Consider the following 13,774-nt stretch of genomic DNA (forward strand, 5'->3'; position numbering starts at 1 on the left):
AACTCTAACTGCTCCGCCTTACCGCTGCGCGCAACATCGCATAGAGACAATTACCCATTTGTATGGATTACGGACAGTGATATGGATTGAACTTGTTGAAAATTTAAGTTAAGGGAAAAGTGGCGGAGGGGAATTTGGGAACTGGAGGAGCGGTAGCGACCGCCTTTGTCTGCGGATTTCAACCGTTAACAACGGGATAAAATCAAGAAATCTGCAGACAACAGCGGCCGGAGGTCCAAAACTTCTCTGGAGTCACGGCCAATCCCAAAGCATAAAAATCAATTTGTTCAATTAAAATACATGATTAATGCCTATTTATGATAGTTCCGTATGAATACTGTAATGAATCATGCCAAATTGCGAACGGATTGACCGAAAGTATGAATTGATTACCCCGCCGGAAAGTAGCACAATAAGGTGAGAATGAAACCGCAAACATTTGCAGCTCCGCCAAGTGGCACACTGGATGCCCCGCGTGGAGTTTATCCGTTAGGAGGACCTATTCATGGCAGTCAAAGAGCCCTATAACGACACAGTATGGAGCAAATACTACGGCCCCAACCTGGGCTACATCCAAGAAAGATATGAGCAATTTGTCAAGGACCCCTCTTCTGTTGAACAACATTACCGCGATCTCTTCACCGTATCCGGTCCCCCTCCGCTGGCACCCGATGCCGAGAGGGCTCCAAGGCCTGCCGTATCAGCAGATGCGCAGTGGCTCAAGAAGGCTGTCAAGGCCTCGAAGCTGATCGCAAATATTCGAATATATGGCCATATGGCTGCAGACATTGATCCGCTGGAGCGCAGCACGAACCCGATGGCCAAATGGCTGGAGCTGGAGACCTACGAGCTTACCCGCGAGGATCTTAATGCTCTGCCTGCTTCGCTGATCTGGGATAATGCCCCTGCGGATGTGCATACCGCAATGGATGCCGTCCATAGAATGCGTCAGGCCTATACCCAGACCATTGCCTATGAATTCGGGCATGTACACGATGAACGCGAGCTGCGCTGGCTCAACAGCCAGGCGGAATCAATGACCTCCCCTGCCCCGCTGAATAATACAGAGCGCAAGGAGCTGCTGAAGCGGCTGGTTCAGGTGGAGCATTTCGAGACCTTCCTGCACAAGACCTTCGTCGGGCAGAAACGGTTCAGCCTGGAGGGCAATGATGCCCTCGTGCCGATGCTGGATGAGATTGTGCGGGCCGCCGCGCATGACGGCGCAGAGCATATCCTGATGGGCATGGCCCACCGCGGAAGACTTAATGTGCTGGCTCATATTCTGGGCAAGCCCTATGATATTATTTTCTCGGAATTCCATCACTCGCCGAACAAAGAGCTGTTCCCTTCGGAAGGCTCTATGGGTGTGACCTACGGCTGGAGCGGTGATGTGAAGTATCATCTCGGGGCTGACCGCGCCGTCCGCGAAGGCGAGACCGTTCGCACCCGGATCACGCTGGCCAATAACCCGAGCCATCTTGAATTTGTCAATCCTGTCGTCGAGGGCTTCACACGAGCCGCACAGGAAGAGCGCAATGCTCCGGGACTGCCTAAGCTGAACACAAGCAAGGCTATGGCTGTGCTGATGCACGGCGATGCCGCCTTCCCTGGCGAAGGTATTGTCGCTGAGACGCTTAATATCGGCAAATTGCAGGGTTATCAGAATGGCGGTACCGTGCATATTATCGTCAATAACCGGATCGGCTTCACCACAGAGAGCGAGGATTCCCGCTCCACCCATTATGCCAGCGACCTGGCCAAAGGGTATGAGATTCCGGTCGTGCACGTCAATGCCGATGACCCGGAAGCCTGTATTGCCGCTGTCCGTCTGGCCAGTGCTTACCGCCATATGTTCAAGAAGGACTTCCTGATTGATCTGATCGGCTACCGCCGCCACGGGCATAATGAAATGGATGATCCCGAGACAACTCAACCGATTGTGTACGGCAAAGTGCGCAACCACCCTACCGTCTACCGCTCCTATGCGGAGCGTCTTCAACGCGAGAAGGTGGTCACTGCCGATGATGTGAAGAACATGATTGCCGAGGCTGAGAGTGTCCTTCAGCAGGCCTTCGACCAGATGAAGGAAGGCAAGCAAAAGAATGCGGAGTCTAAGACCGCCGTCGCGCTGGATAACGATAGTCTCCAGCAGCGTCCTACAGCCTTCCCTCTGGCCGGTCTGCAGGAGATTAACCGCGAGCTGCTGCGCGTACCGGCCGGCTTCAAGGTCTATCCGAAGCTGGAACGGATTCTGCAGCGCCGCAAGGATGCACTGAATGACGGAGAGCGGGTAGACTGGGCGCTGGCAGAGACACTTGCCTTCGCTACGATCCTGAAGGACGGCACGCCGATCCGCCTCAGCGGGCAGGATGCACAGCGCGGCACCTTCGCCCACCGCCATCTGGTGCTGCACGACAGCGAGAACGGGGAACTCTATGCTCCGCTGCATCAGCTGAGTGATGCCGGCGCTTCCTTCGGCGTCTACAACAGCCCGCTGTCCGAGGCCTCTGTCCTCGGCTTCGAATATGGTTATAATGTGTTCGCACCGGAGACTTTCGTTATCTGGGAAGCTCAATACGGAGACTTCGCCAATGCCGCTCAGGTCATTATTGACCAGTTCATTTCCGCCGGCCGCGCCAAGTGGACGCAGCGCAGCAATCTGACGATCCTGCTGCCTCACGGCTACGAGGGCCAAGGACCAGAGCACTCCAGCGGTAGATTGGAACGGTTCCTCCAGCTCTCCGCCGAGGAGAACTGGACTGTAGCCAACCTGACCACTGCTGCGCAGTATTTCCATCTGCTCCGCCGTCAGGCCGCGCTCTGCGGACAACCGGATGCCCGGCCGCTGGTGATCATGGCGCCGAAGAGCCTGATCCGTAACACGCGCAGTACCTCAGCCGGAGCAGACCTCGCTTCGGGCACCTTCCAGGCGGTTCTTCCCGAGCCGCTGCTCGGCAGTAAGCCGGAAGCCGTGAAGCGCCTCGTGGTATGCAGCGGCAAGGTGGCCATCGACCTGCAGACAGAGCTTGAGGCGACGCGCGGACAGGACTTCTCCTGGCTGCACATTTTGCGCATGGAACAGCTCTATCCGTTCCCGGAACGCAAGCTTGGTACTCACCTTAGCGGCTTCAGCTCTCTGGAGGAGATCGTCTGGGTACAGGAGGAACCGAAGAATATGGGCGGCTGGACGTATGCCGAATCCCGGCTGCGCGCCATCGCACCGCAGAAGGTCACTGTCCAGTACATCGGACGTCCGGACCGTTCCAGCCCGGCCAGCGGCTACGCAGATGTCCACAGCTTCGAGCAGCGGCGCATTGTACGGGAAGCCCTGAAATTGAATGCTGCAGTGCAAGCACCTGTACCGTCTTCCTGAGCACAGCAAGGCGGTCATCCAATATCACGCACACCACTATATTTGGGGAGGTACGGCCTGTGTCCGAGATAAAAGTACCCGATTTGGGCGAATCGATTTCCGAAGGAACGATCTACAAATGGCTGGTTAAAGAGGGCGACACTGTCGGCCAGGGGGATGTGCTTGCCGAGCTTGAGACTGACAAGGTCAATCTCGAGATCAGTGCGGAGGAGGACGGCGTCATCTCCTCCATCCTGCGCCAGGCGGGCGAGAACGTTGCCGTTGGCGAAGCCATCGGCATCATCGGCAGCGCCGCCGGAGCAGCTGCTGCCAGCAAGCCGGCAGCAGACAGCGTTCCGCAGGGCGGCAGCGCGCCTGCTGCTGCCGCAAGTGCCGCAGCGCCTGAACCGGCCGCTGCGGTAACGGCTCCAGCCGCCGCCGAAGGTGCGGCGGCAGGCACTGCGGCCCTGGCCTCGCCGGGGGCGCGCAAGCTGGCGCGGGAGCGGGGCATCGACCTCGGCGAGGTCAGTGCCCGCGACCCAATCGGCCGGATCGGTCAGGCCGATGTGGATGGTCATAGCGCCGCCGGGCCGCAGGCCGCTGCGCAAGCGGCTCCGGCGGCGCGGCCGGAGCCGGCGAAGCCCGCGCCGCCGGCAGCGGGCAAGGCGCCGCATGCCGAGGACGGCAAAGCCACCGAGCGCAAGCGCATGTCGCGGCGGCGGCTGACGATTGCCAGCCGCCTGGTCGAAGCGCAGCAGACGGCTGCGATGCTGACCACCTTCAACGAGGTGGACATGACCGCGATTCTCGACATCCGCAAGCGCCGCAAGGATGCCTTCAAGGAGAAGCACGAGGTTGGACTCGGCTTCATGTCCTTCTTCACCAAGGCAGTCATCGGCGCGCTCAAGGCTTACCCGATGCTGAATGCGGAGATCGACGGGGAAGATCTCCTGCTGAAGAAATATTACGACATCGGCATTGCCGTAGCTGCCAAGGAAGGCCTGGTTGTACCGGTCGTCCGCGATGCCGACCGGCTTAGCTTCCCTGAGATCGAGCGGCGGATCGGCGAGCTGGCCTCCAAGGCGCGGGCGAATACGCTCAGCCTGCCGGAGCTTCAGGGTGGAACCTTCACGATCACGAACGGCGGAGTATTCGGCTCCCTGCTGTCCACACCGATCCTCAACACCCCGCAGGTCGGCATTCTCGGCATGCACAAGATCCAGCTGCGCCCCATCGCGCTGGATGAGGAACGCACGGTCAACCGTCCGATGATGTACATCGCCTTGTCCTACGATCACCGGATCGTGGACGGATCAGAAGCGGTCAGCTTCCTGGTCAGAGTCAAGGAATTGCTGGAGGACCCGGAATCTCTGTTGCTGGAAGGTTAATTCTCCGGCCACATAGTTTCTCCATCCACTTACATGATAAACATAAAGGCACCCGGCGGAGCGTAGCCTTACGCTTCCCGGATGCCTTTTTTGTCTATCTGCTGACTCCGCCATACCCGCTCATACCAACATGCGCCTGTTCCCGGCAGCCCACGCGCATCACCCAATCCAATTGTAATCGGTTTTTCGACCACATTTAGCCGAGGCTGCGCATCCGGTCCAATTGTAATCGGTTTTTCGACCACATTCAGCCCACGCGACTCACCCAATCCAATTGTAATCGGTTTTTCGATCACATTCAGCCGAGGCGGCGCATCCGGTCCAATTGTAATCGGTTTAATACGAAAATAAAAGTACCGGAAAATGCGCAGCAGAACGGGTTTTGACAAAAAAAGACCCACCGCCCCAAAAAAACGTTTCGTTTTTTTTGAAAAAGGGAAGACTATTGGATAGGATTTAATTGCACGCTATATCCTAACTGCTGGATATAGTTCACGTACCTATCTAACGTGTTTTTCTTGGACGTCTCATCGCCTAGTGAGACGTCTATTTCTTGGTATGACCTCTTCTCCCGCATCAGGGCATGGAGGATTCGAATCAGCAAATGCGCGGTGGCGACGTTTGCTTTTTTATCGCCTCTTCTCTTACGTATTCGTCGAAAAAATTGGCCGATCCGGTTCGAGGAGCGAGAGTTCGCCCAAGCCGCCTGACACAAGGCCCCTTTCAGATGCTTGTTCCCTTGCATCGTTTTTGACTTTCTTCGCTTTCCCGCGCTTTCGTTGTTCCCTGGACACACCCCCGCCCATGATGCAAACTGCGCATCACTCGGGAACATTTCCGCGACATGCGGCCCCACTTCGGCAAAGATGGTCACGGCAGACGTCCGCTCAATTCCTGGAATGGAGTCAATTTGTTCAATCACCTCCAGGTACGGTTCTGCCTTCGCCTCGATTCGAGCTTCCAGCTCCGTGATCCTTTTCTCCAAATAGACCAAGTGGTCCCAGTGGTCTCGAATCATCTCGCGGTGATGACGGCGCAACTTGCCATTGAGCGCGTCTAGCAACTGCGGAACTTTCTTTTTCAAACGGGTTTTGACCAGGTTTTTAACGGTCCCTTCGTCGATGACCTCGCCGTCCATGATCTTCTGGAGCAGGCCCCGTCCCGAAACCCCATATAGATCGGACATAAAGGTGGTTAGCTTAATGTTGGCATCCTGCAGGATTTTGTGAATGCGGTTTTTCTCCGCCGTCACCGCCTGCACCATCTTACTCCGGTAACGGGTCAAGTCTCGCAAATCCCGGATGTCTTGTTCGGGCACCATACTGCCTTCAATGAGCCCGCAACGGTGCAATTGCGCTAACCAGCGCGCATCTTGCATGTCACTTTTTCGACCCGGCGTATTCTTTACCCGCTGGGCGTTGGCCAAGACCAGATCACAACTGCCCTCTAAGATGTTCCATACCGGTTTCCATAACACGCCCGTACTCTCCATCACCACCTCCCGACAGCCTTGTTCACTCAGCCAATCTTGCAGGCCTAGCAATTCTTTGGTTGTCGTCCCAAAGGTTTTCAGGTGACATTGGGGTTTCTGTTCGATCGGTCCTTTCAACACGCAGGCCACAACGGTTTCCTGGTGCACGTCCAGACCGGCGCAACACATACGTACAGCATCCATTCCAATCATCCTCCATCGTCAGCTTACAAATCATGCGCTCGAGTGAGTGTAATTTAATACACGTACTTTTGGGGGCTACAATAGGCGATGCTCGAAAAGCGCAATAGAACAGTTTTTCGCACGGGGTGTATCCCAGTAACCGTTTCCGCCCTTTGATTTGTATATGTAGTGTTGACGACTACAGCCTCTTTTAGAATGGATGCGACGGATGCCACCCACTTATTTTCATTCCTGGGGGTGACAAGGTCTCTGTCTTGTCATGCCTGTTTTTCGACCACATTTAGCCGAGGCGGCGCACCCAGTCCAATTGTGATCGGTTTTTCGATTACATTTGGCCGAGGCTACGCATCCGGTCCAATTGTGATCGGTTTTTCGACCACATTCAGCCGAGGCGGCGCATCCGGTCCAATTGTGATCGGTTTTTCGACCACATTCAGCCGAGGCGGCGCACCCAGTCCAATTGTGATCGGTTTTTCGATTACATTTGGCCCACGCGGCGCATCCGGGCCATTTGTGGCCGGTTTGCTGTATTAGAAACACTACTCACTTCATGCTGGAGTTGTGCCTCGAAAGATAAGTTTGTTTTCGACCATGAAAAAAAGAGATCCCCCACCCGCTTACGCGGGCGGAGGACATCTCTTCTTCTCAGATTTATTCTCTTTGTCTATAGTACTCAAATTTGTCTATAGTACTCTTATCTGTCTATGGTACTCTTATCTGTCTATAGTACTCTTATTTATCTGTACTTTCTCAAGCCGGCGTAAGTCGATATATGGTTAAGCCGTATGCCGTGAAGGCTTCAGGCTCATTCCCTTGGCTTTGGCTGCTCTGGCTACCGGAGGCTTCAGTGAAACCGCCAGGATACAAGCCAGAATACACAGCAGCCCGATGATGTTAAAAGTGGGCTTGAACCCGCCGAGGAAGGCGGCGATGAACGAACCGGACAGCGCGCCGATCCCGAAGCCCTGATAGATAATGCCGTAGTTCTTACTGTGATTCTTCAGGCCGAAGAAGTCACTGACAATCGCCGGGAAGACGGTAATGTTACCGCCGAAGCAGAAGGCGATAGCCGCCACACAGGCGAAGAACAGGCCATAGCTCAGCGCGGCATAGCTGAGGGTAAACATCGCCACAGCCGTTACCGCCAGCGTGATACTAATCAGCTTGGTCCGGCTTACCCGGTCGGATAATGCGCCAAGAATCAGGCGTCCAGCCGTGTTGAAAATAGCGATCATCGCCACAGCATTCGCCGCCGTCGCCACATCCATACCCGCCAGCTGCACACCGATATCCTTCACGATACCGATCAGATAGAGGCCGCTCATGCAGGCGGTGAAGAAGATCACGAACAGCAGGTACGCTTCCTTCGTGCGAAGCATTTCCTTCACGGTATAATCCTTGGGCAGCAGAGCCGCCCCGGAAGCGGACGATGCCCGGTTTCCCGCAGCAGTTACAGCAGGCGCAGCAGCCGGAGCCTCCCGGATCAGCAGCGCGCCGATGAGGATCATCATCATAACGATAAGGCCCCAGTATAGAAAAGCATTCGACACCCCCGCCGATTCAATCAGGCCGCCATTGATGTATTTGAAGATCAGACTGCCCGTTCCGTAAGCGCCCACGGACACCCCGGAGATCAGTCCTTTATTCTTCGGGAACCACTTCATCAGGTTGGACAGCGAAGTAATATACGCCGTTCCGTCCGCATACCCGACCACTACGCCAGCCAGCAGGTAGAACATCGGCAGGGAACTGGCCTGCGAGCTCAGAATCAGCCCCAGCCCCAGCAGTATGCCGGAGGCTGCAGTCAGTCTGCGGAGACCGAACCGGTCCTGCAGCTTGCCTGCGAACAGTGTGGCGAAGGCCAAAGCAAAGCTGGTAATAGAAAACGTTATCGAAACTGAGCTAAGCTCAAAACCAAATGTACTGACAAGATGTGCATTGAACAGGCTCCAGGTGTAGATGGTACCGAGTCCCATTTGCATAATTACTGTACCTAGTACGATGAGCCACCGTTTACTGGCTGTATCCGTTATCATCAGAATTCCCTCTTTCTCTCTGAAGTCGCTGAATCCGCTTCAAGGCTTCCTTTGCCTTTTCATTGTAGCGAATGGTGCTCCTTCTGAGAGAAATCCGGAATGAGATGACACTCACGGGGAATGAACTGCCGCTAGAGACGCATAATCTGCCGGAATTCCTTCACCTTGCTGCGGCTGACTGGCACCTCGGCATTCAGATCACGCAGCCGGAGCAGATAGGTATTGTTGAACCAGGGGATGATTTCCTTGATTTTGGACAGATTGACCAGATAGGAGCGGTGGCAGCGGAAGAACTGCTCCTGCGGCAGACGGGTATGGAATTCGCTGATACTTAAGGCCATGCTGTATTCCTCCCCCTTGGTAATCACACTCGTTGTTTTCTCCTGCGCCGAAGCATAATAGATCTCGTCTGCATCGACGACGATAATCTTTTCATTTTTCCACAGATTGACCTTATCGCTGCCCAGCTTCAACGGCCCCTCTTCCCCCTGGCGGCTCCCGGCCGCGATGGCCCCCTCCAGCTTCTGCAGCATCGCTCTGATCCGCGTCTCGCTGTAAGGCTTCAGAATATAGTCGAACGCTTCAATCTCGAACGCCTCGGCGGCATGCTCCTTATAAGCTGTAATGAACACAATATACGGCTTGACCGCGAACCGGCTGATATTATGGGCCAGCAGCACCCCGTCAATCGAAGGGATATTGATATCCAGGAAAATCACGTCCACCGTATCCGTCTGCAGGTACTTCAGCGCATCCAGCCCGTCCTCGAATTCCGCCGCAATCTTGATCCGGCTGTGGGTCTGAATCAGATACGTAAGCTCCTGTCTTGCCAGCACTTCATCCTCGACAATGATCGCTCTCATCGCTGCTCCTTCATCACATCAAAATAGATTTCCGTCCCCTTAGCCAGCCGCCGGATGGTCAGACCTGTACCGTAGATCAGCTTGATACGCTGGTGCACGTTGTTGAGGCCGATTTTGTTGCCTTCCATGCTTCCGCTGTAGACCTTTGCAATCGTCTCTTCACTGATCCCCGCTCCGGTATCGGCAATTCGCACCCTTACACTGTCTCCGTGGTCCTTGACCGAAATGTCCACAGTTCCGTTCCCTTTTCCCTTCAAAATCCCGTGGATAATCGCATTCTCCACCAGCGGCTGAATGACCAGACTCGGAATGCGTACCGCCACCTCATCGATATCGTACAGTACGCTCAGGCGGCTGCCGAAGCGGGCCTTCTCTATCTCCACATAATGCTGCACCTGCTGCAGCTCGCGCCGGATATCTATAGACTCATCGGTCAGCTCCAGATTGTACCGCATATACCCCGACAGATTGACAATCAGCTCGCGCGCCTTGTCCGGGTCGATCCTGATCGAGGAGATGATCGCATTCAGCGCATTGAACAGAAAATGCGGGTTGATGCTGGTCTGCAATGCCTTCAGCTCAGCCTTGTTGGCCATCTCCTTGATCCCTTCAACCCGTGAGACCTCCATCAGCGTGGAGATGATCTGTGAGAGCCCTACAGCCATAGCCTGGAGGGAATAGGTGATTTTATGCGCATGGGTATAGTAGATCTTGAGTGATCCCGTCACCTCCCCCTTCTCCTTCAGCGGAATAATGATCAGCGAGCGGATGTCCCGGTTCATGTACTCGGTATCGTCGTCACGGATGGTAATCTCCCCGCTGCTCAGCGTCTGCTTCGTCTCCTCACTGATAATCTCATTAGCTTCGGCATAATATTCTTCCCCGACACCCACATAGGCCAGAATGACTCTGGTATCGGTAATGGCCACCGCATCCGCCCCGATATCCTCTTGAATGATTCCGCAGATGATACGCAGCGACTCAGGATTAATACTGCGGAAATACGGAAGCGTCTTATTGGCAATATCCAGCGCCAGCTTGGACTGCTTCGCGGCAATCCGTTCCTTCTCCCCTTCTACACTCTGTACAAGCGTAACGATCAGACCAGCACAGATCTGCCCCATTATCATTGGAAAAGCAATCTTCGACACGATGTCCACCCCCAGCGAGTGGGGATCAGCCATCACCAGAATCAGCAGCATCGTCAGTGCCTCGCAGGCCATCCCGGCAGCAATGGCAGCGATCCAGCGCCGTTCAGGCGAAGTGCGCCGGTAAATAATCCCGGATACCACACCGGCTGTAATGCTGGTAATCAGACACGGGAGCGAGGTAACCCCGCCGATATCGATCAGGAAGCGGTGTACGCCCGAGAGGATCCCGGTAATCAGCCCGACCCAAGGGCCGAACAGAATCCCCCCGGCTATAATGGCGATAATCCGCACATTGACCAGAGACCCCTCCACATTAATCCCGCTGTAGGTTCCGAAGATGGCGAACAGGCTGAAGATAACTGTGACAATCGCCAGCTCCTGCGGGGCATGAATGCCTTTGGCAAAAATCTCCTTGAACCGCGGCACCCGGCTCAGAACGAATAGACACATCAGCAGCAGCGCTGCCCGCTCAAACAATTGCAGCAAAATACTCAGATTATATTGCACACTCACGCCTCCATAGGACAAGCTATCGGTCCATTATAAGACGGGATAATGGTTATAGCAATCGGATCAGCCGCTCACCGCACGGGTGGTATATAATGGACAGAAACTAGATACAGCGTAAGGAAGGAGCGTCAAGGGATGAAGCTTCATAATGAACCGGACATTCTCCGGCTGGTGAAGGAAGATGACTGGATGATGGGAATTCTGGCCTCGGCCGCCGTGCCGCAGTTGCCGGACTGGTGGGTCTGCGCCGGGTTTGTGCGCTCCAAGATCTGGGATGTGCGACACGGATATAAGGAGCGGACCCCGCTCCAGGATATTGATGTCATCTATTATGACCGTAGTGACCTGCGGGAGGAGACGGAGAAGCTCTGGGAGACACAGCTGAAGGAGCAGCATCCCGGAATCCCCTGGTCGGTCAAGAACCAGGCGCGAATGCATAAGGTGAATGACCTGAAGCCTTACCGGTCCTCCACGGATGCCATGTCCATGTTCCCGGAGACCGCCACAGCGCTCGGCCTCTCCCTCCGTGAAGACGGCGAAGTCATTCTCAGCGCTCCCCATGGCGTAGAGGATGTGCTTGAGCTGGTGGTGCGGCCCACGCCTTACTTCGCCGCCAATCCGCATCTCTGGCCTGTCTATGAGAAGAGGATAGCCAGCAAGAATTGGCAGCGCATCTGGACCGGTCTGCGGGTCCTTCCGGCCGGGAAGCGTTAGCGGCCGGTCCCCAACCTCCCTGAAATCCAAGTGGAAACGGCTTTGCCGTTCTTGTAAAGGACGGTACCGTTTCAGCGAGAAATAGAAGGATAAGTTATCGTGTGCAACATATAACTTCTTATATTTCAAATAAGGAGCAGGCTGTCCCCCGGGGACAGCCTGCTCCTTATGTAGAAGCCGTATTCTATTGTTACACTGCCAGATCGATTCCCACCACACCCACAACTTCCCCGTCGCTGTTCGTAATTGCTCTGGAGAGCGTGATGCAGGAACGCTTCGTAATGGCCGAGACATATGGCTGCGAGATGTATTGCCCTTCTGCCATCGCCCCGTTCCACCAGTCACGGCGCTTCGCATTCAGCAGCCCGGCCGCAGGCTCGGAGTAGATGAAGGTGCCATCTGTCCGGTTGGACCAGATGGCCTGCACATCCGGCACCTTATGCTTGCAAGCTGTAAGAACTCTGCCATGGATGTCCGCATCCGCTGCATACATCTCCTGCTTGGCTGCTATCTCCTGAAGCACCGTCTGCATTTCCGCAAGCCTCGCCGTATATTGGCTCAGCTCAATGACTTCGCGTCCGGCAATGCCGTTCACCGACTGCTGCAGGGTCTGAGATTCCAGCAGCAGGCTCGCGCTGATCTCATTAAGCTGCCCGATCTGGGTCCGCTGGCGGGTTACCTGCTCCAGGGTCAGGTCTACGCCTGCTATGGTCTCATTAACAATCCCCACTGCACCGCTTAGTTCGCCGGTCACCTCTGCGATCAGCCTGCTCTGCCGCTCGGCCGCAGCCGCTGACTCCGTAACTATGCCCCCAACTTCCTCCACCCGGGCTGAAATGTCCCCGAGGCGCTGCTTCACCTTCGTTACTTCATTCACTCCGTGCGCAACCGCAGCCTGCTCCTTCGTAACCGACTCCAGCACCTGACGCACTCCATGATTGAGATCCAGCAGCACCGCCGTAGAACGCTCCACGGAATCCCGGCTCTGATCGGCCAGCTGCCTGATCCGGCCTGCGACTACAGCGAAGCCCCGGCCTGCTTCTCCGGCCCGCGCAGCTTCAATCGAGGCATTCAGCGCCAGCAGCGAGGTCTCATTGCCGATGCCTACGATCAGGGCGTTCATCTCCTCCACCAGCGCAATATGTCCGCTTAACACGGTGAATTTGTCCAGCATATCTCCGCTCTGCTCCTGCAATTCCTCCATGACCTCATCTGTATTCTTCAGGGAATCCACCATCCCCGCCATCCCTGCACGTGCTGCCTGCATCGCCGCACTCAGCCGCCCGGTCAGCTCTCCAATCTGTCCGGTAACCGCTGCTACTCCGCCCATTCTGGCAAAAGCCCCCTCAATATTGGCCTTCGCCTCATTGCTGCGGGTCTGCAGCTCTACCTCATAGGCATGCGAATAGTCCGCTGTCTGCTGAAGTCCTTCGGTATGGCGGGTAATCTCCTCCAGAGCACCATGCAGCCGGTCCGAGGTAACCACAATCTCATTGCCCAGCCTCTCTACCTTGCTCCGGGCTTCTGCCAGTTTCCCGGCTCCGGCTGCTCCGCCCCGGCGGATATCCAGCGCAAGCCCGGCAAGTGCCGCCATCAGCAGCAGATAGACAACCTTATGTATCCAGTACATCTCCATCCATAAGCCATACAACCCCACACCCAGCAGCAAAATAATAACGATAGCGGCCTTGCTCCGGCGAATTTCCATTCTGCACGTTCACTCCACTCTATCATGTTATGTATTCTAACATTATATCAGCAGAGTTAAATTAAGGAAACCATTACTCTATGGATTGCACTTATATTTTTCTGTTAGGGGTTTGCCGCGACTCCAGAGAAGTTTTGGACTTCCGGCCGCTGTTGTCTACAGATTTCTTGATTTTATACGTTTGTAACGGTTGAAATCCGTAGACAAAGGCGGTCGCTACCGCTCCTCCAGTTCCAAAATTCCCCTCCGCCACTTTTCCCTTAACTTAAATTTTTAGTTCAATCTATATAGCAGATGTATGGTGTTTTTAAAATACATCTGGTCTGTGCACCTGCTTGCGAGCACAATATATGCTGTTTTTCACATACATTCGGTCC

The 13,774-nt window shown here is 55.1% G+C and carries 9 protein-coding genes; 3 read left to right on the forward strand and 6 right to left on the reverse strand.

Annotation, left to right across the window (positions count from 1 at the left end; translation table 11 throughout):
* The first annotated feature begins 505 nt into the window (after positions 1-505).
* The gene (locus tag MKX63_RS02370; RefSeq protein ID WP_341015009.1) at positions 506-3,373 is read left to right on the forward strand and encodes a 2-oxoglutarate dehydrogenase E1 component; all 2,868 of its coding nucleotides are present in this window, start codon (positions 506-508) and stop codon (positions 3,371-3,373) included.
* Positions 3,374-3,432: 59 nt separating this feature from the next.
* Positions 3,433-4,740, forward strand: a complete 1,308-nt coding sequence (odhB, locus tag MKX63_RS02375) for a 2-oxoglutarate dehydrogenase complex dihydrolipoyllysine-residue succinyltransferase (RefSeq protein WP_341015011.1) — start codon at positions 3,433-3,435, stop codon at positions 4,738-4,740.
* A 68-nt stretch (positions 4,741-4,808) separates the two neighbouring features.
* Here the strand turns inward: odhB and MKX63_RS02380 are convergent, their stop codons facing one another.
* The 5 genes from MKX63_RS02380 to MKX63_RS02400 form a co-directional block, all read right to left on the reverse strand.
* The gene (locus MKX63_RS02380) at positions 4,809-5,129 is read right to left on the reverse strand and encodes a hypothetical protein (RefSeq protein ID WP_341015015.1); all 321 of its coding nucleotides are present in this window, start codon (positions 5,127-5,129) and stop codon (positions 4,809-4,811) included.
* A gap of 53 nt (positions 5,130-5,182) precedes the next feature.
* A complete protein-coding gene (locus tag MKX63_RS02385; protein WP_341015016.1) occupies positions 5,183-6,424 on the reverse strand; it encodes an IS110 family transposase in 1,242 nt (413 codons plus the stop codon).
* A 767-nt stretch (positions 6,425-7,191) separates the two neighbouring features.
* A complete protein-coding gene (locus MKX63_RS02390; protein WP_445323513.1) occupies positions 7,192-8,448 on the reverse strand; it encodes an L-lactate MFS transporter in 1,257 nt (418 codons plus the stop codon).
* A gap of 134 nt (positions 8,449-8,582) precedes the next feature.
* Positions 8,583-9,314: a LytR/AlgR family response regulator transcription factor gene (locus MKX63_RS02395; RefSeq protein ID WP_341015019.1), complete on the reverse strand. Its 732-nt coding sequence runs from the start codon at positions 9,312-9,314 to the stop codon at positions 8,583-8,585.
* Positions 9,311-10,915, reverse strand: coding sequence for a LytS/YhcK type 5TM receptor domain-containing protein (locus MKX63_RS02400; protein ID WP_445323514.1), 1,605 nt, complete (start codon positions 10,913-10,915; stop codon positions 9,311-9,313). The genes MKX63_RS02395 and MKX63_RS02400 overlap by 4 nt, the downstream gene beginning before the upstream one ends.
* Before the next feature lie 195 nt (positions 10,916-11,110).
* Here MKX63_RS02400 and MKX63_RS02405 point away from each other — a divergent pair, with 195 nt between their 5' ends.
* On the forward strand, positions 11,111-11,689 hold the full coding sequence (locus tag MKX63_RS02405; protein WP_341015023.1) for a nucleotidyltransferase family protein: 579 nt from the start codon (positions 11,111-11,113) through the stop codon (positions 11,687-11,689).
* A gap of 190 nt (positions 11,690-11,879) precedes the next feature.
* On the opposite strand, the gene MKX63_RS02410 is transcribed toward MKX63_RS02405, so the two are convergent.
* A complete protein-coding gene (locus tag MKX63_RS02410) occupies positions 11,880-13,397 on the reverse strand; it encodes a methyl-accepting chemotaxis protein (protein ID WP_341015024.1) in 1,518 nt (505 codons plus the stop codon).
* Between the last annotated feature and the right edge of the window lie 377 nt (positions 13,398-13,774).

This window comes from Paenibacillus sp. FSL R7-0179 (assembly GCF_038002265.1).
In the GTDB taxonomy this organism is placed as follows: domain Bacteria; phylum Bacillota; class Bacilli; order Paenibacillales; family Paenibacillaceae; genus Paenibacillus_AQ.